We start from the raw sequence: 18,283 nt of genomic DNA on the forward strand, positions 1-18,283 counted from the left end.
CAATTAATCGATGTATTCTGCACCGCCCATATATGGACGTAATGCTGCTGGAACTTCAATTGATCCATCAGCGCGTTGATAGTTTTCCATCACTGCCAATAAAGTACGTCCTACCGCCAATCCAGAACCATTCAAAGTATGCACGAACTCTGTCTTCTTCTGATCAGCACGGTAACGTGCTTTCATACGACGCGCTTGGAAATCCCACATATTTGAGCATGACGAAATTTCACGATAAGTATTTTGGCTTGGCACCCAAACTTCAAGATCGTAAGTTTTTGCAGCACCAAAGCCCATATCTCCGCCACATAACGTAATTTTACGGTAAGGTAAGCCTAGCGCTTGTAAAATACCTTCTGCATGACCTGTTAATTCTTCTAAGGCTTGCATTGAATCTTCTGGTTTTACAATTTGCACCATCTCAACTTTATCAAATTGGTGCTGGCGAATTAAACCACGTGTATCACGACCATAAGAACCTGCCTCACTACGGAAACATGGCGTGTGTGCTGCATATTTTAATGGTAAACGATCTGCATCAATAATTTCATCGCGCACAAAGTTGGTGACTGGTACTTCAGCCGTCGGAATCAGGTAATATTCTTTTTCACCTTGTAATTTGAATAAATCTTCTTCAAATTTAGGTAATTGTCCCGTACCACGTAAAGAATCTGCATTCACCAAATACGGTACATAGGCTTCGGTATAACCATTTTTTAAGGTATGCGTATCGAGCATAAATTGAGTTAGCGCACGTTGTAAACGCGCTAATGGTCCTTTCAAAACACTAAAACGTGAACCTGTTAATTTGGTTGCCGTTTCAAACTCTAAACCACCCATCCACTCGCCAAGATCGGTGTGATCTTTAATCTCAAAATCGAAGCTACGTGGTGTACCCCATGTATATACTTCAACATTATCACTCTCGTCTTTACCTTCTGGCACAGATTCGTGTGGCATGTTTGGAATAGAAAGTAGTTTTGCTTCAAGTTCCGCTTGCAACTCAGCTAAAGCAACTTCAGCTGCTTTAATTTCATCACCAATAGCACCCATACGCGCCATGATTTCGGATGCATCACCACCCGCTTTTTTAATTTGACCAACTTGTTTCGCGCCCGCATTACGCTCAGCTTGCAACGTTTCAGTTTTGGATTGTAAATCTTTACGGCGAGCTTCTAATGATGCCCACTCTGCCACATCCAATTGAATACCACGTTTTGCCAAGGCTAAATTTACAGCCTCAATATTTGTTCTGATTAATTTCGGGTCGATCATAGCCAGTCTTTACTAAAGAAAAAAACTGGCTATAGTGTAAGCTGTTCATGCCAAAAAATACAGTCGGCAACGTTCCCGCTTCACCACATTCAGGCAATAATCCATCAATTAGGCTTATTCATGCGTATTTTAATGCTCAGGATATTGCGGCAAACTTGGTAAATATTCAGGGCGTACAAATTTTTTCAAACTATAGTACGGTAGTGTCAACTCACTCATACCTTCTGCATAAGAGGCTAACTCATAAAGTGGGTACACAAACACTAAACCATTTGCACCATAATAAAAGTTATCGCTGAGCTGTAATTTAGCCTTTTCGATATTGTGTTCTTGCAACCAATTTAAATTATTGTCATACAGCGCATCTAAAACCTGTGCATCTACACCTTTTATTAAAACATCTTGCAGAGCTAAACGCTTTTTCTTGTTCAAATCAAAATTCACAAATTCCTGATGGTACATGCCATGTGCCGCGCCTGCTGAATAGCTATAACTTTGCATGGCAAAGGTTGCGAAATTATCGTTTTGCCCTACATAACGCACATAGGTCGAACTTTGATTTAAGCCCGGTTGAACATCTTCTTCAATACGTACTTTTTGATTGGGTTGATCCGAAAATGCAATTGGATCGGCTTTTTTAATCCGATCCATAAAATACTGATCAATCCATTTGAAATTGGTTTCAACCGTTTGAATATCGTATTGGGTACAACCTTCCGTTTCACATGCTTCAGGTTTAGCCAATTTAACTGGTACGACTTTTGCCTGAATAGCAGGAATAACTTGCGTAGCCGATGCTTCCGTGGTTGTAGTTTTAGCCTCCGCAGATTTCTGCGAGGTATCTTTAGGCTGACAACCCACAAATAAAACCACTGAACACAACAGTGGCAAAACCAAATTTCGTTGTTCTAATTGGAAAGTGTTCATAAATAAACCTTATATTCGGTATCTTCAAACGATGTATCTCACTATACAAACTCTAACTTTAAGATGAAATTACAAAATGTAGCCCAAGTTAGAAGGATCTGTCCCGCACTATTTTAAACCTGCGCACAAACATATTTCGATAACTTCAAATGAAAAAAGCAGCGATTACGCTGCTTTTGTCTGATTAGAACACAGTTCTAAATCATGCTGAATTATTGATCAACAATATCTGTACCCTTCGGTGGGGTAAAATTAAAAGTCGATGCTGGAATGGCGGCATTCACTTTCACATTATTAAATTTTACGTATGTCGTTTGACCCAATGAATCTTGTAAAATCATCAAATTCGGAGCTTTGTTACCACCAAAACTAATGGTTAAACTCTGGAAGGCACCATCGTCACTTTTCGGATAAAGGGTGTAATAGGTTTTGCCTTTATTGGGTTGGGTAACACGGTAAGACTGCATAATCTGGTTGGTGTTGCCCGATAATAGCAACGCGGGTGTATTTGCGACTTGTTCATCCAAGCTTTGACGAACTGCTTGCTGTAAATCTGGATCATAAATCCATACTGTTTTACCTGAGGTCACAATAGTTTGTTTTGCAGGTGTGGTTGTTTCCCAATAGAACTTTCCTGGGCGTGCAACTTTCATCGTCCCTTTAAAGGTTTGATTCATGTGTTGTGCCGTTAAACCTTTTTTTTGTGCCGTCTTAGCACCACTTGAAGCTTTTGTTGTTTGCTCAAAATTAGCTGATAAACTTTGAATACCACTTAACTGCTTAACCAAGTTTGCAGTTGCTTGTTGCTCCGATGCCGCTACAGGTGCTGCAAAAACAGTAGTACTGATCATCGGCGCTAGTGTCACTGCACCCAATGCTACAGTACACATGGTTTTACGAAGCATGTTCATGTCATCACCTTTTTTATTTGCTATTTCGCAATCTATTGAAAGCCACATATTAAACCAAATTCAGTGGCTAATAATTGAGAAAATAAGAAGATTTGTATAAATATTAATGTTTAATGTAGTGACATATCCATCATGATGAAGAGCAATTTTTTAGTGTATATGCAAAAAAGCCCCTGAAGTTCAGGAGCTTTTCTGCTTGAGCTACTAAGATCAATTTACACTTACTTCCATTGATAACCTATCGAAGCACCGCCACCAAAGTCACCTTGGCTATTGCCAGTCAAAGCAACTTTATAGACATATTTATTATTTTCGGTGACACCACTTACACCGAGGGCATAACCTTGCTCACCTTCCCACATTCCAATACCACCACTCACCATACTCATACCTGCTTCAGTCGGTTGTGGTAAAGAAGCAATTGCGATACTAGAAGCTACAGCAGCGTATGTTCGATCTTCTAATTTACGCATGTCGTTATTCAGTGCGTTTACTCGACTATCGGTATAGGCTTTTGCATCATTCAAGGTTTGCTGACCCACTTGATTTACATAAGTTTTGGCTTGGTTCAATATGGTGGTATCCGCAGCAGCCATTTCCTCTGGAGTAATACCATTTGTACCATCTGCACCATCTTTACCTTTTAAGCTAGCCAACCACTGAGTAATTGTTCCTTTATAACCACCATCTATAGCCAGTTGATAAGCACTCACACCGTTGGTTCCAGTAGTACCATTTGCACCCTTAAGACTTGCCAACCATTCTACAACAGTGCCATCAAAGCCATTTTCTACAGCTTGTTGATAGGCATTTAGACCTTGAGCTCCCATTGCTCCAGTAGCACCTGTCACTCCTGTTACACCCTGAATACCTTGGGCTCCCATTGCTCCAGTCGCACCTGTGGCTCCAGTATCACCTTTAATACCTTGAGCTCCCATTGCTCCAGTAGCGCCTGTGGCTCCAGTATCACCTTTAATACCTTGAGCTCCCATTGCTCCAGTAGCGCCTGTGGCTCCAGTATCACCTTTAACACCTTGGGCTCCCATTGCTCCAGTAGCACCTGTCGCTCCAGTATCACCTTTAACACCTTGGGCTCCCATTGCTCCAGTAGCACCTGTGGCTCCAGTATCACCTTTAACACCTTGGGCTCCCATTGCTCCAGTAGCGCCTGTGGCTCCAGTATCACCTTTAACACCTTGGGCTCCCATTGCTCCAGTAGCGCCTGTGGCTCCAGTATCACCTTTAACACCTTGGGCTCCCATTGCTCCAGTAGCGCCTGTGGCTCCAGTATCACCTTTAACACCTTGGGCTCCCATTGCTCCAGTAGCACCTGTCGCTCCTGTTACACCCTGAAGACCTTGTAGACCTTGAGCGCCTGTAGCTCCCGTTGCACCAGTATCACCTTTTGCACCAGTTACACCCTGAAGACCTTGCAGACCTTGAGCACCTGTAGCTCCCGTTGCACCAGTCGCTCCTGTTACACCCTGAATACCTTGAGCTCCCATTGCTCCAGTAGCACCTGTGGCTCCAGTATCACCTTTAACACCTTGGGCTCCTATTGCTCCAGTAGCACCTGTGGCTCCAGTATCACCTTTAACACCTTGGGCTCCCATTGCTCCAGTAGCACCTGTCGCTCCAGTCACCCCCTGAATGCCTTGAATACCCTGAGCACCTGTAGCTCCCGTTGCACCAGTCGCTCCTGTTGGACCAGTAGGCCCTGGTATTCCTGAATCAGGACAACTACCTGTGTCTTGATTAGAATTACACGAACCAGCAAAAACACTTGCATTAGCAGTCATCAAAATTGCGCTTAATAAAAATACTTTCGCAGCAAACTTTTGTTTACGAAGATAATGATTTGGCTCAAGTGTTTGTAGATTCATCGCAGCTGATACTGCAGTACTAATATGAGTTTGTTCTTTTTCGAGCTTATTTTCTAAGGCTTTTGCCATTTGACTATTCGGAACACCCAAGACATTTTGGTTTAATTTTCTCATGCCCTTCTTCCTTATCCTTCTCCTATTTCGTCCATTACACGTTTAAAATAGTGTGACGTATATCACTATTTTTTGGTATTTTGTGACTAATAATATTTTAATAAGAAGGACGGCGTTGAAGAACAATGCTATGGTTCATCTCTTGGTTTAAATCATTCTTTTTAAAATTTTTCTTAAAAATTTCATTTTTTAAATATAAAAAAACCCGCATAAAATGCGGGTTTCTCTGAACTTTTAAAACTTATGCAGTTTCAACAGTTACATAGCGACGGCCAAATTGACCTTTCACTTCAAACTTAATTACGCCGTCAGCAGTAGCAAATAAAGTATGGTCACGGCCCATACCAACATTTGCACCAGCGTGGAATTCTGTACCACGTTGACGAACGATAATGTTACCAGCAGTCACAGCTTGACCACCGTACATTTTAACACCTAACATCTTAGGATTTGAGTCACGACCGTTCTTAGTCGAGCCACCGGCTTTTTTAGATGCCATGTCTATATACTCCTAGTGATTAGCCTGCGATCGCAGTAATTTTCAACTCGGTAAACCATTGACGGTGACCTTGTTGTTTACGGTAATGTTTACGACGACGCATTTTAACAATACGGATTTTGTCGTGACGACCATGACCAACCACTTCTGCAGTTACTTTTGCGCCAGCAACAACTGGAGCACCGATTTGAATGCTTTCGCCATTCACAACCATTAATACGTCATCAAACGTAATAGTCGCGCCAGTTTCAGCTTTCAATAATTCAACTTTAAGGGTTTCACCCTCAACTACACGGTGCTGTTTACCACCGCTTTGGATTACTGCGTACATAATGTACTCCAACTTGCCCGTGTCGTCGTGCCGATAAAGGAATATATCGATCTTAAGACGAACGCCACTGGGGGTTATTTAAGGGGACAGATTTTAAGTGATTATCGCATAAACAACAAGCCATCTTCACAAAAAAAACCAAACTTCGTCCTAAGTTTGATTTGCAGCGCCAAGCTGCTAAATTAAAATAGAATGAAACACATACGACTGTGTAATAAACAATAGATTTTTAAAATCAATTCGCTACTATAGTCACAGATATATTTTTGATGTCATCCAAAACGTCGTTTACGTGTCTATAATAATCAGCCAGTTCAAATTATCGCACTTCAGTAACTCGGTTTACTGTGTATTTTTTTGAGTCTAATTTTTGATTACACTACAAATAACGACGCTTCCGTTGAAAACATCACTTAACCAATAGAGGTTCCTATTCCTATGGCCATCGATTTTAAGCAAGATATTCTCGCCCCTGTAGCTCAAGACTTTGCTGAGATGGACACATTTATTAATGAAGGAATTACATCTAAAGTGGCATTAGTGATGGCCGTCAGTAAACACGTGGTTGAAGCAGGCGGAAAACGTATGCGCCCGATTATGTGCTTACTTGCAGCCAAAGCCTGCGGTGCTGAAGATTTAGCACAACAACGAAAATTGGCAGCGATTATTGAAATGTTGCACACTGCAACGCTTGTGCATGATGATGTGGTCGATGAATCTGGTTTACGTCGTGGCCGCCCTACTGCAAATGCAACATGGAATAATCAGACTGCTGTTTTAGTCGGTGATTTTCTAATTTCACGTTCTTTCGACTTACTGGTCGATTTGAACAATATGACGTTATTAAAAGACTTTTCTACAGGAACTTGTGAAATTGCTGAAGGTGAAGTGTTACAGCTACAAGCGCAACACCAACCTGATACCAATGAACAAACTTACTTAGATATTATTCATGGCAAGACTTCGCGTTTGTTTGAGTTAGCTACTGAAGGGGCTGCAATCCTGGCTGGTACACCAGAATACCGCGAACCCCTCAGAAAATTTGCAGGTCATTTTGGCAATGCCTTCCAAATTATTGACGATATTTTAGATTACACATCCGATGCTGAAACGCTTGGGAAAAATATTGGCGATGATTTAATGGAAGGTAAACCGACTTTGCCACTCATCTCTGCACTACAACACACCACGGGTGAACAACACCAAATTATCCGTAAGAGCATTGCAACAGGCGGCACAGCACAACTCGAACAAGTCATTGAAATTGTACAGCAGTCTGGCGCTTTGGATTATTGCCGTAAACGCGCAACTGAAGAAACTGAAGCGGCTTTGACAGCACTTATGGCTTTGCCCGATACACAATATCGTCAAGCATTATCAAACTTGGCACAATTGGCTTTACACCGAATTCAATAAAGTAGACTTCCTTATTTGCTTATGCATATACAATTTAATGATGTATTGCGGAACATGCAGCAACAGCTTGAGCTTCCTCAGGCTGTTGATGATCTTCTGTTGATTGAACTGGTCAATCACATTCGACCCAGTGACAGCAAAAACCTAGACGAAATAGAACAAAAATTTCAGCAATTTACTCAAACCCTTTTACTTACGCCACATGCTGCAATTACCTTACAAAGTTTTCTTCTGCGGCTGATCAATCAATACAAACAGACCAGTTTATTTGCCGATACGGGAATTTTATCACTTGATGGTTTTTGGAATCAGTTGGCTCAACGCGTAGGCGCACACTTCTTACCCTTAATCCATGATGGAACCCAACTGCAAGAATTGGTTCGTCGGGTGTTTCATCAGCCAAATGACCAATACTGGCTAGATCAAATTTCTGAAAAAAATTGGCAGCAGTTATTTCAGCTCTTAAACCAAGGTCATAGCAATCAGAAAGAAAAGCTCAAAATTAAACACGAGCTGATTAAAGCGATTACTGTAATTTCATATCGAATTAGTGGCATTGGCTTATACCCTGAATTTATTAATGCTCAACCTGAACTGACTGAATATGAATCTCCGTTTTTAGAACAAAATCGTGAGATTATTGAATTTATTCAACATTATAAAAAGCTGCATCAAAATCGGGATGAATTTGCGGTCATTGCACCACCCGACGCATCACAAGCCTTGGTCATGATTGATCAATGTCGAGAAGTGGTCTTAAAAATTCGTCGTGCGACCAAAAGGATTGGGGTGAGTATTAGCCTCACTTATTTGCTCTCTTTATTAGAGCAATGTCTTGATCGAGTCGAACTCCTTCTGCAATTGATTGTTGAAGAAGACGATGTTCGTTACCACGCCATAGGCAGTTTGCTTACCGATATAAGCCAAGCGATTTACAATGAACGCAGTGTCCGTGCATTATTGGCCAACAACAGCGAACTGATTGCCTTACAAGTCACTGAAAATGCCAGTAAAACGGGCGAGCACTATGTAAGTACCGACAAAAAAAGTTTTTGGTCCATGTACCGTTCCGCTGCTGGTGCTGGGGTGATTATTGCCATCATGGCCACCCTAAAAACTTTAGCCTCTCGTGTCGTGATGGCACCGATCATGCAGGCGTTTGTGTATAGCATGAACTATTCTTTTGGTTTCATGCTTATTCATATTGTGCATTGTACCGTTGCAACCAAACAACCCGCCATGACGGCTGCTGCCCTTGCATCAACCGTACAGCATCGTAAAGGCACTAAGACTGCGCAAATTGCTGAATTAGCCGCTTTAATTATTAATATTATTCGCACCCAATTTATTGCAATTATTGGCAATATTTCCATAGCAATTCCAACCGCAGCATTGATTGCTTGGTTATGGCAAACTGGTTTGCATGAACCATTAATGAATCATGCTAAAGCTGCAAAGACATTACATGATTTAAATCCATTTACCTCTTTAGCAATTCCGCATGCTGCAATTGCAGGGGTTTGTCTGTTCTTATCAGGTTTAATTGCGGGATATTTCGATAATATGGCGGTTTACCGAAAAGTAGGCCCCAGACTTAAAGCACATCAGCAATTGAAACTGTATATTGGGCAAGAACGTTTAAATAAGTTTGCAGAATATGTAGAGCGAAATTTAGGTGCGCTCGCGGGTAATTTTATTTTTGGGATCATGCTCGGCAGCATGGGCACTCTAGGTTTTATTTTAGGTCTTCCCTTAGATATCCGACATATTGCCTTTGCATCCGCCAATTTTATACAAGGTCTCATGAATATTAATGATAGCCCTGATATTGGCCTAATTATTGTATCTTTTTTAGGTGTGCTTTTAATTGGTTTAACCAACTTATTTGTGAGTTTCACCCTTACAATTATTGTGGCTTTGAGAGCACGTCGCGTTCGTTTTGAACAATGGAAACCATTAGCAAAATTAGTATTAACCCACTTTTTAACGCGTCCAAGTGACTTCTTTTGGCCACCAAAATCGCCTTTAGTTGTTGAAGAAACTACAAATACTCACAAAACTTTAAGTAAATGATTTGTTATATTTCCACATTACTATAGAGAAATTTAACCGAGTTCACACAGACTTGAAAAAAAGTGTACTGACTAGTACACTTTGACCCAGATATTAACTGGGGGGAGGTCCGGTTAAACGAACAAGAGGTTAATGCATGCCGTACTTGTTGCTTATTATTGGTTGTTTTTTGTTATTTTTCAGTGTTTTGATTTTAAACACTCCCACTCTGCTTTCATTCGATTTGGCTATTGTCGAATGGGCAAGTCATCATCGTACTGAAAATTTGAATCAAATAACAACGCTACTATCAGCAATTGGGGGCATGCCAGCTGTACTTTTTTTTACCACTTTATGGAGTTTCTACCTAACTTGGTATAAAAAATACACATACATATTACTGATTTGTTTAGGACTAATTGGAAGCGGAGCCTTTGCTTGGCTACTTAAATACTGGATTGCAAGACCACGCCCACCTGAAATCTTTCATTTGGTTCAGAGTTATGGTGCTTCTTTTCCAAGTGCGCATAGTGTTTATGCTGCTGCATTAAGTGGTCTGGTTATTTATTTATACCGTGGACACTCCAAATACTCATATATTTGTTGTTTTGCAGTTATATGGTTCATTTTAATGGGGTGCTCAAGAGTGTATTTGGGTGTACATTTTCCTTCTGATGTTCTTGCAGGTTGGGGCATAAGTTTTATTTGGATTACCCTGCTATATATAGTGTTACAACACACTATGAAGCAAAAAATAATTTAATTTTTAGATAATAATCTAACCGAGGTGGAACAATGATGTCTGCAAAGCTTTGGGCTCCAGCCCTCACCGCTTGCGCATTAGCAACAAGTATTGCACTTGTTGGTTGTAGCAAAGATCAAAAAGATGCGCAGCAGGCTGGTGCATCTCAACAAATGCCACCAACAGAAGTTGGTATTATTGTTGCGCAACCGCAAAGCGTAGAACAATCTGTAGAGTTATCTGGCAGAACCACAGCATTTGAAGTATCAGAAGTTCGCCCGCAAACCAGTGGTATTATTCTGAAACGCTTATTTGCAGAAGGGAGCTATGTCCGTGAAGGTCAAGCACTTTACGAGCTAGACTCTCGTACCAACCGAGCTACACTTGATAATGCAAAAGCTGCCCTCTTACAACAAGAAGCCAACTTAAGCTCGCTGAAAACAAAACTCAATCGCTATCAACAACTAGTTTCAAGCAATGCTGTTTCGAAGCAAGAATATGATGATTTAGTCGGTCAAGTGAGAGTGGCTGATGCTCAAGTTGCCGCTGCACGAGCACAAGTCAAAAATGCTGAAGTGGACTTAGGTTATTCAACCATTCGCTCTCCTATTTCTGGACAAACTAACCGTTCAACAGTAACGGCGGGTGCATTGGTTACAGCAAATCAAGTCGATCCATTGGTGACCATTCAACGTTTAGATCCAATTTATGTGGATATTAACCAATCGAGCACCGAATTATTGCGTCTACGCCAGCAACTCAGCAAAGGCAGTTTGGACAGCAGTAATAACACACGCGTAAAACTTAAATTGGAAGATGGTAGCTACTACCCAATTGAAGGTCGTTTAGCATTCTCAGATGCCAGTGTAAATACAGAAACAGGAACAGTCACGATTCGTGCGGTATTCCCAAATCCAAATCACTTGCTATTACCTGGTATGTTTGCCAATGCGCAAATTGTACAAGGTGTGATTCCTAATGCAATTTTAGTCCCTCAAGCAGCAATTACGCGTACACCAACAGGTCAAGCGATGGCAATGATTGTGGATGCAAAAGGCGCAATTGAGTCACGTCCTGTAACCACTGTGGGTGTTCAAGGTCAGGATTGGATTGTGACTGAAGGCATTAAAACAGGTGAAAAAATTGTGGTGGATGGTGTTGCGAAAGTAAAACCAGGACAATCCGTTTCTGCGAAACCATATCAACCTCAAACTGAGGCACCAAAAGCATCTGCACCAGCATCTGCTGAAAAACCGCAAGCGAAACAAGCAGAATCAAACACTGAACAAAAAGCTACTTCACACGCATAAGGGGTAGACTGAATGGCTCAATTTTTTATTCATCGCCCCATTTTTGCGTGGGTGATTGCACTGGTCATTATGCTGGCGGGTATTCTAACCCTCACCAAAATGCCCGTTGCCCAATATCCGACGATTGCACCGCCAACGGTGACAATTGCTGCGACTTATCCTGGTGCATCTGCACAAACTGTAGAAAACACAGTCACTCAAATCATTGAACAACAAATGAATGGTTTGGATGGTTTACGTTATATTTCATCTAACAGTGCGGGTAATGGTCAGGCATCCATCAACTTGAACTTTGAGCAAGGGATTGACCCTGATATTGCGCAAGTTCAAGTACAGAACAAACTACAATCGGCAACAGCGCTTTTACCTGAAGATGTACAACGTCAAGGGGTTAAAGTCACCAAGTCGGGCGCGAGTTTTATGCAGGTTCTTGCATTTTACTCTCCTGATGGAAGCTTATCTGCTGCCGACATTAAAGACTATGTGAATTCAAACATTTCAGAACCGTTAAGTCGTGTTGCTGGTGTGGGCGAAGTGCAAGTTTTTGGTGGTTCATACGCCATGCGTATTTGGCTTGATCCTGCCAAAATGACCAGCTTACAAGTCACACCAAGTGATGTTTCCGCTGCGATTAATGCCCAAAACTCTCAAGTAGCGGTTGGTCAGTTAGGCGGTGCACCAGCGGTACAAGGTCAAGTGCTGAACGCAACGGTAAATGCTCAAAGTATGTTGCAAACACCTGAGCAGTTTAGAAATATCTTTCTGAAAAATACAACTTCAGGTGCCCAAGTTCGCTTAGGTGATGTTGCACGTGTTGAACTCGGTTCAGATAACTATCAATTTGACTCTAAATTTAATGGTAAAGCTGCTGGCGGTGTTGCGATTAAACTGGCAACAGGTGCCAACGCACTCGATACTGCCGCGGCTGTTGAAAAACGCTTAAGTGAACTTCGTCAAAACTACCCAGAGGGTTTAAAAGATCAACTGGCTTATGACACCACACCATTTATTAAGCTTTCAATTGAAAGTGTAGTACATACTTTAATTGAAGCCGTATTCTTGGTATTCATTGTGATGTTCCTGTTCTTACAGAACTGGCGCGCAACGATTATTCCGACACTTGCCGTACCTGTTGTTGTATTAGGTACATTCGCAGTCATTAACATTTTTGGCTTCTCAATCAACACGCTCACCATGTTTGCAATGGTACTTGCCATTGGTCTTCTGGTAGATGATGCGATTGTTGTCGTCGAGAACGTTGAACGTGTAATGCAAGAGGAACACCTCGATCCAGTGGTTGCTACTGAAAAGTCAATGCAACAGATTTCTGGTGCTTTGGTGGGTATTACCAGTGTGTTAACTGCGGTATTCGTTCCAATGGCATTCTTTGGCGGGACGACTGGGGTTATTTATCGTCAGTTCTCGATTACCCTTGTTACCGCAATGATTTTGTCACTGATTGTGGCATTAACCTTTACACCTGCCCTGTGCGCAACCCTGTTAAAACAACACGATCCGAATGCAGCAGAAAGTAACAATATTTTTGCGCGTTTCTTCCGTTGGTTTAACAACAGCTTCGAAAAAGTTGCCCTGAAGTACCAAGGTGGTGTCAACCGTATGACCCATCATAAAGTCTTCTCAGGTCTTGTTTATGTATTGGTGATTGCAGGTTTAGTGGGTCTGTACAAAGTCTTACCATCTTCGTTCTTACCGAATGAAGACCAAGGCGTCGTTATGACGCTAGTTCAGCTTCCACCAAGTGCAAGCCTTGAACGTACCGACAAAGTCATCACCAGCATGACAGACTACTTCTTGAATAAAGAAAAAGAAAATGTAGCTTCGATCTTTACCGTTTCTGGTTTCTCATTCACAGGGGTAGGTCAAAACGCAGGTCTTGCCTTTATTAAGCTAAAAGACTGGGACGAACGTACTACTCCAGAATCTCAGATTGGTGCAATTATTCAACGCGGTATGTCATTGAATATGATCAAAGATGCCTCTTACATCATGCCATTGCAATTACCAGCAATGCCTGAATTAGGTGTAGCATCAGGTTTTGATCTTCAATTGAAAGATGCAAGTGGTCAGGGACATGACAAGCTAATTGCTGCACGTAATGCAATTTTAGGTATGGCTGCACAAGATAAGCGTCTTGCAGGCGTCCGTCCAAATGGTCAAGAAGATACCCCTCAATACCAAATTACAATTGACCAAGCGCAAGCTGGTGCAATGGGTGTCAGCATCGCAGATATTAATAGCACTATGGGCATGGCTTGGGGCGGTTCATATATTAATGACTTCGTAGACCGTGGTCGTGTGAAAAAAGTCTATGTTCAAGGTGAAGCAAGTACACGTATGATGCCTGAAGACTTGAACAAATGGTATGTGCGTAATAACGCAGGCACGATGGTTCCGTTCTCAGCATTTGCAACAGGAAAATGGACTTATGGTTCACCACGTTTAGAGCGTTATAACGGCGTATCTTCCGTGAACATTCAAGGTACTCCAGCACCAGGCGTAAGTTCAGGTGATGCGATGATTGCAATGGAAGAAATCATTGCCAAGTTACCGTCTATGGGCTTACAAGGTTTCGACTATGAGTGGACAGGCTTATCTTTAGAAGAACGTGATTCAGGTAGCCAAACAGGTCCTTTACTGGTTCTTTCGATGCTCATCGTCTTCTTATGTCTTGCCGCATTATATGAAAGCTGGTCTATCCCTGTTTCAGTATTACTGGTTGTACCTCTAGGTATTATCGGTGCATTTACTTTGACATGGTTAGGTATGATCATTAAAGGCGATCCAAATCTGTCGTTTAACATCTACTTCCAAGTCGCAATTGTTGCCGTAATTGGTCTTTCCGCAAAAAATGCCATCTTGATTGTAGAATTTGCGAAAGAATTGCAGGAAAAAGGCGAAGATCTATTTGACGCAACCTTACATGCTGCAAAAATGCGTTTACGCCCAATTATCATGACTACGCTTGCCTTTGGTTTTGGTGTACTTCCGCTTGCACTTTCTACAGGTGCGGGTGCAGGAAGTCAGCACTCTGTCGGCTTTGGTGTACTTGGTGGTGTAATTAGTTCTACACTTTTGGGTATTTTCTTTATTCCAGTATTCTTCGTTTGGATTCGTAGTATCTTTAAATACAAACCTAAGAAACAAAACAATCAGGAGCAAACATCGTGATGCCAAAAGTATGGTCTATTTCAGGTCGTAGCATTGCGGTATCAGCACTTGCGCTTGCTTTGACAGCATGTCAAAGCATGCGTGGTCCAGAACCCGTCGCTCAAGCGAATATTCCACAAGGTTACACAGCGAGTGCTTCTGGTACTTCAGTTGCTGAACAAGGGTATAAAGACTTTTTTGCTGATCCGCGTCTCGTACAAGTGATTGACATGGCTTTAGCCAATAACCGAGACTTACGTACAGCAACGTTGAACATCCAACGTGCGCAGCAAGCGTATCAAATTAGCGAAAACAACCAACTGCCAACCATTGGCGCAAGTGGTAGTGTGCTTCGTCAAGATACCCTGAGCAGCAACAAACCAATGACAACTTATAATGTTGGTCTCGGTGTGACTGCTTATGAGTTAGATTTTTGGGGTCGTGTTCGTAGCCTAAAAGACAATGCTTTAGATAGCTATTTGGCCACCCAAAGTGCGCGTGATGCAACGCAAATTTCATTGATTGGTCAGGTTGCACAAGCATGGCTGAGCTATTCGTTTGCCAATGCCAACTTAAAACTGGCAGATCAAACCTTAAAAGCACAGCTTGAATCGTACAACTTGAACAAAAAGCGTTTTGATGTCGGCATCGATAGCGAAGTTCCTGTACGTCAAGCACAAATTTCGGTTGAAACTGCACGTAACGATGTTGCTAACTACAAAACTCAAGTTGCACAGGCACAGAATCTGTTGAACCTGTTGGTGGGTCAAGCTGTTCCTGAAAACTTATTGGCTTCACAACCTGTTAAACGCATTACCCAAAGTACGGCGTTGACAGCGGGCTTGCCAAGCGACTTGTTAAATAACCGTCCAGATGTCCGTGCTGCGGAATACCAATTGTCTGCTGCGGGCGCCAACATTGGCGCGGCAAAAGCAAAGTTGTATCCAACCATCAGCTTAACGGGCTCAGCAGGTTATGCATCAACAGATTTAAGCGACTTATTTAAATCTGGCGCTTTTGTCTGGTCACTCGGCCCAAGCTTGGATATTCCAATCTTTGACTGGGGTACACGTCGTGCCAATGTGAAGATTTCAGAAACTGACCAAAAAATTGCATTGTCAGACTATGAAAAGACGATCCAAACTGCATTCCGTGAAGTGAATGATGCTTTGGCTGTACGTGAAAATATTGGTGACCGTTTGGCTGCGCAACGTCGTCTGGTAGATGCAACCAATACCACCTATAAACTTTCAACTGCTCGCTTCCGTGCAGGTATCGATAACTACCTGACTGTACTTGATGCACAGCGTACATCGTACTCAGCGGAACAAGGGTTGTTATTGCTTGAACAAGCAAACTTAAACAACCAAGTTGAAGTGTATAAAACCCTCGGTGGCGGCGTAAAAGCCAATACGTCTGATCAAGTGGTGAAACAACCTTCATCTTCAGATGTGAAATACAACAAAACAGCAAACTAAGGTTTACGCTATGAAAAGCTCACTTCGGTGGGCTTTTTTATTGCTTTTTTCTTGCATTTTTCCTATCTTCAAGATTCCATTTAAATTCAAACGATTGGTTTTATTATCCTTATGCTATTAAGTAATCTTGAAACTGTTCCAGCACATCACATTCGCCAACAACTTGATGTTGTATATGGCAGCACGGTACGCAGCAAACATGTGGGACGTGATTTAATGGCGGGGTTAAAAAATATTGTGGGGGGAGAACTGACCGCTTATACCGAATTATTAGAAGAATCACGCCAAGAAGCCATGAATCGTATGATTGAAAAAGCACATGCCTTAGGTGCGAATGCGGTGGTTGGTATTCGCTTTTCGACCTCCAATATTGCGCAAGGTGCATCAGAACTGTTTGTCTATGGCACCGCAGTGATTGTTGAACCCATCCAACGTATTCCAGACCCATTTTCAGCATAAGGCAATATTATGGAGGGTTTAATTTTTCAACTAATTGTCTTTGCGGTTCTATTTGCTGTGGGCTGGGGCTTTGGACGACATAATGAACGTCAGCATCTCTTACAATTGGTGCAACAAGAACAACGTCTAGCGTATATTACTTTAGACAGCAGTCGCTTTAAGCAAAATACCGCGGCAGGCTACATGGTCAGTAGTAATGTGGTCATCTCACATGACTATTTCAAATATATTATTGCCAATATTCAAAATTTCTTTGGTGGTCGGCTCACCAGTTATGAAAGCGTGGTTGATCGCGCACGTCGTGAAGCCATCGTCCGCTTAAAACAAGAAGCAGAAAAAATGGGCGCAACTCAAATACAGGGGCTGCGACTCAGCACTACGGAAATGGGGTTGCAAGGCGGCATGGTCGAAGTATTCGCCTATGGTACAGCCATTTTAAAACCATAAATCATCTTCTGCATTCACCAAATTCAAACAGCATGAGCTATTCTAAATAGTTCGTGCTCTATCACCGACTATTGTGCATTTGGCATGATAGATTACTCGCTAGCGTATAACGCTCTACACTGAACAAAAATAAAAATGGATATCACTTACCCTACAAATAGGTCACAGATAATGAAATCGTTAGCACTGAAAATAAGTATGGCTGTACTCAGCATGATTCCACTTGTAGCCAAAGCTGAATTAATTGTATTGGCCTCTCCGCAAAATCATGATGCTTACTATGCAAAAGTGATGGATGATATTTTCGACTTTCACGTCGATTATGCAAAAAAAATTATTAAAAACGGAGACAATGTCGTTGTTCTAACAGACAAACACCTCTACCCCGACTATGTCAAAGCCTTGGGCAAAAAGCATGTCGCTATTGCACCGATGCAGGACATTTGGATGCGCGATTTCAGCAGTGCTAATCCTGCTCAACCCATCATGTTTCGCTACACTGCCGCAGGGCAAGGTGGAGGAAAGAAAGGACAAGCCATTTCAGATGAAGTGCAAGACCAGTTTAAATCCTATAGCCAGAAAGTGGGTTTACAGTTTACTCAAAGTAAGCTGCTGAACGATGGCGGCAATTGGGTTGAAGACGGTTATGGCAATGTCGTACTGAGCACCAAATTTTTAACCGACAATAAGCTCACCGAGAATGAAGCCCGTAAGCAATTAATGGCATTAACAGGTGCAAAGCAGATTGCCTTTATTGAAGCCGATGAACAAGGTGGCTTGGAACATGCAGATGGTGTGGTCAGTTTTGTCGATCAAAATACTTTGGTGATTAATACCTACCCTGAAGATCCTGACTATGCCAAACAACTTAAAGCGGATTTAAAGCGCGGCATTCCGAATCTTAAAATTCATGAAATCATTACCCCTTATGATGGCAGTGAAATCTACGATGAAAAATTTGGTTCTGCATGTGGCTTATACACCAACATGCTGGTCACACCTGAACGGATTTACTTCCCACAGTTTGGCATTAAACAAGATACTGTCGCTTTACAACAAATTCGGAGCATGACGAAACGTACTGTTGTTCCAGTACAATCTTCCAATGTGTGCCATATGGGCGGCGGCGTACGTTGTATGTCTTGGCAAGTTCGTGGCAAAAATGCGGAATTATTGTTAAATTATTTAAACAAAATCAATCAATAGAACATTCATTGGTTTTTATCTTTATGATCAAAAAAGGAGAAAGCTTTGCTTTCTCCTATGCTTCC

15 protein-coding genes are annotated in these 18,283 nt (G+C 41.9%); 9 read left to right on the forward strand and 6 right to left on the reverse strand.

From position 1 onward, the window contains the following. Positions 1–3 precede the first annotated feature (3 nt). From serS to rplU, 6 genes are all read right to left on the reverse strand, one after another. Positions 4–1,275 carry a serine--tRNA ligase gene (serS, locus tag E0H87_RS08025; protein WP_131323103.1) on the reverse strand — a complete coding sequence of 424 codons (1,272 nt, stop codon included), beginning with the start codon at positions 1,273–1,275 and terminating at the stop codon, positions 4–6. Between the two features lie 129 nt (positions 1,276–1,404). After that, positions 1,405–2,202, reverse strand: coding sequence for an RsiV family protein (locus E0H87_RS08030; protein WP_131323104.1), 798 nt, complete (start codon positions 2,200–2,202; stop codon positions 1,405–1,407). A gap of 212 nt (positions 2,203–2,414) precedes the next feature. Then, complete coding sequence (gene lolA / locus E0H87_RS08035) at positions 2,415–3,113, reverse strand: outer membrane lipoprotein chaperone LolA (RefSeq protein WP_131323105.1); 699 nt, start codon at positions 3,111–3,113, stop codon at positions 2,415–2,417. Between the two features lie 221 nt (positions 3,114–3,334). Further along, positions 3,335–5,110, reverse strand: a complete 1,776-nt coding sequence (locus E0H87_RS16285) for an exosporium protein (protein ID WP_131323106.1) — start codon at positions 5,108–5,110, stop codon at positions 3,335–3,337. 241 nt (positions 5,111–5,351) lie between these two features. Further along, positions 5,352–5,609 carry a 50S ribosomal protein L27 gene (rpmA, locus tag E0H87_RS08045; RefSeq protein ID WP_016165771.1) on the reverse strand — a complete coding sequence of 86 codons (258 nt, stop codon included), beginning with the start codon at positions 5,607–5,609 and terminating at the stop codon, positions 5,352–5,354. A 19-nt stretch (positions 5,610–5,628) separates the two neighbouring features. After that, on the reverse strand, positions 5,629–5,940 hold the full coding sequence (gene rplU / locus E0H87_RS08050; RefSeq protein WP_010113102.1) for a 50S ribosomal protein L21: 312 nt from the start codon (positions 5,938–5,940) through the stop codon (positions 5,629–5,631). Positions 5,941–6,378: 438 nt separating this feature from the next. Here rplU and sdsA point away from each other — a divergent pair, with 438 nt between their 5' ends. From sdsA to E0H87_RS08095, 9 genes are all read left to right on the forward strand, one after another. Then, positions 6,379–7,356, forward strand: a complete 978-nt coding sequence (sdsA, locus tag E0H87_RS08055) for an All-trans-nonaprenyl-diphosphate synthase (protein WP_131323107.1) — start codon at positions 6,379–6,381, stop codon at positions 7,354–7,356. A gap of 21 nt (positions 7,357–7,377) precedes the next feature. Next, positions 7,378–9,429 (forward strand): site-specific recombinase, encoded by a 2,052-nt coding sequence (locus tag E0H87_RS08060; protein ID WP_131323108.1) that lies wholly within the window; start codon positions 7,378–7,380, stop codon positions 9,427–9,429. 136 nt (positions 9,430–9,565) lie between these two features. Then, a complete protein-coding gene (locus tag E0H87_RS08065; RefSeq protein WP_131323109.1) occupies positions 9,566–10,171 on the forward strand; it encodes a phosphatase PAP2 family protein in 606 nt (201 codons plus the stop codon). 32 nt (positions 10,172–10,203) lie between these two features. Next, positions 10,204–11,460, forward strand: coding sequence for an efflux RND transporter periplasmic adaptor subunit (locus E0H87_RS08070; RefSeq protein WP_131323110.1), 1,257 nt, complete (start codon positions 10,204–10,206; stop codon positions 11,458–11,460). A gap of 12 nt (positions 11,461–11,472) precedes the next feature. After that, on the forward strand, positions 11,473–14,649 hold the full coding sequence (adeJ, locus tag E0H87_RS08075; protein WP_131323111.1) for a multidrug efflux RND transporter permease subunit AdeJ: 3,177 nt from the start codon (positions 11,473–11,475) through the stop codon (positions 14,647–14,649). Beyond that, complete coding sequence (adeK, locus tag E0H87_RS08080; protein ID WP_131323321.1) at positions 14,649–16,106, forward strand: multidrug efflux RND transporter AdeIJK outer membrane channel subunit AdeK; 1,458 nt, start codon at positions 14,649–14,651, stop codon at positions 16,104–16,106. The genes adeJ and adeK overlap by 1 nt, the downstream gene beginning before the upstream one ends. A gap of 111 nt (positions 16,107–16,217) precedes the next feature. Further along, complete coding sequence (locus E0H87_RS08085) at positions 16,218–16,565, forward strand: YbjQ family protein (RefSeq protein WP_131323112.1); 348 nt, start codon at positions 16,218–16,220, stop codon at positions 16,563–16,565. A 9-nt stretch (positions 16,566–16,574) separates the two neighbouring features. Further along, a complete protein-coding gene (locus E0H87_RS08090; protein ID WP_131323113.1) occupies positions 16,575–17,012 on the forward strand; it encodes a YbjQ family protein in 438 nt (145 codons plus the stop codon). Positions 17,013–17,183: 171 nt separating this feature from the next. After that, positions 17,184–18,218: an agmatine deiminase family protein gene (locus E0H87_RS08095; protein ID WP_131323114.1), complete on the forward strand. Its 1,035-nt coding sequence runs from the start codon at positions 17,184–17,186 to the stop codon at positions 18,216–18,218. Positions 18,219–18,283 lie beyond the last annotated feature (65 nt).

The sequence above is a fragment of the Acinetobacter sp. ANC 4178 genome, assembly GCF_004331175.1.
In the GTDB taxonomy this organism is placed as follows: Bacteria; Pseudomonadota; Gammaproteobacteria; order Pseudomonadales; family Moraxellaceae; genus Acinetobacter.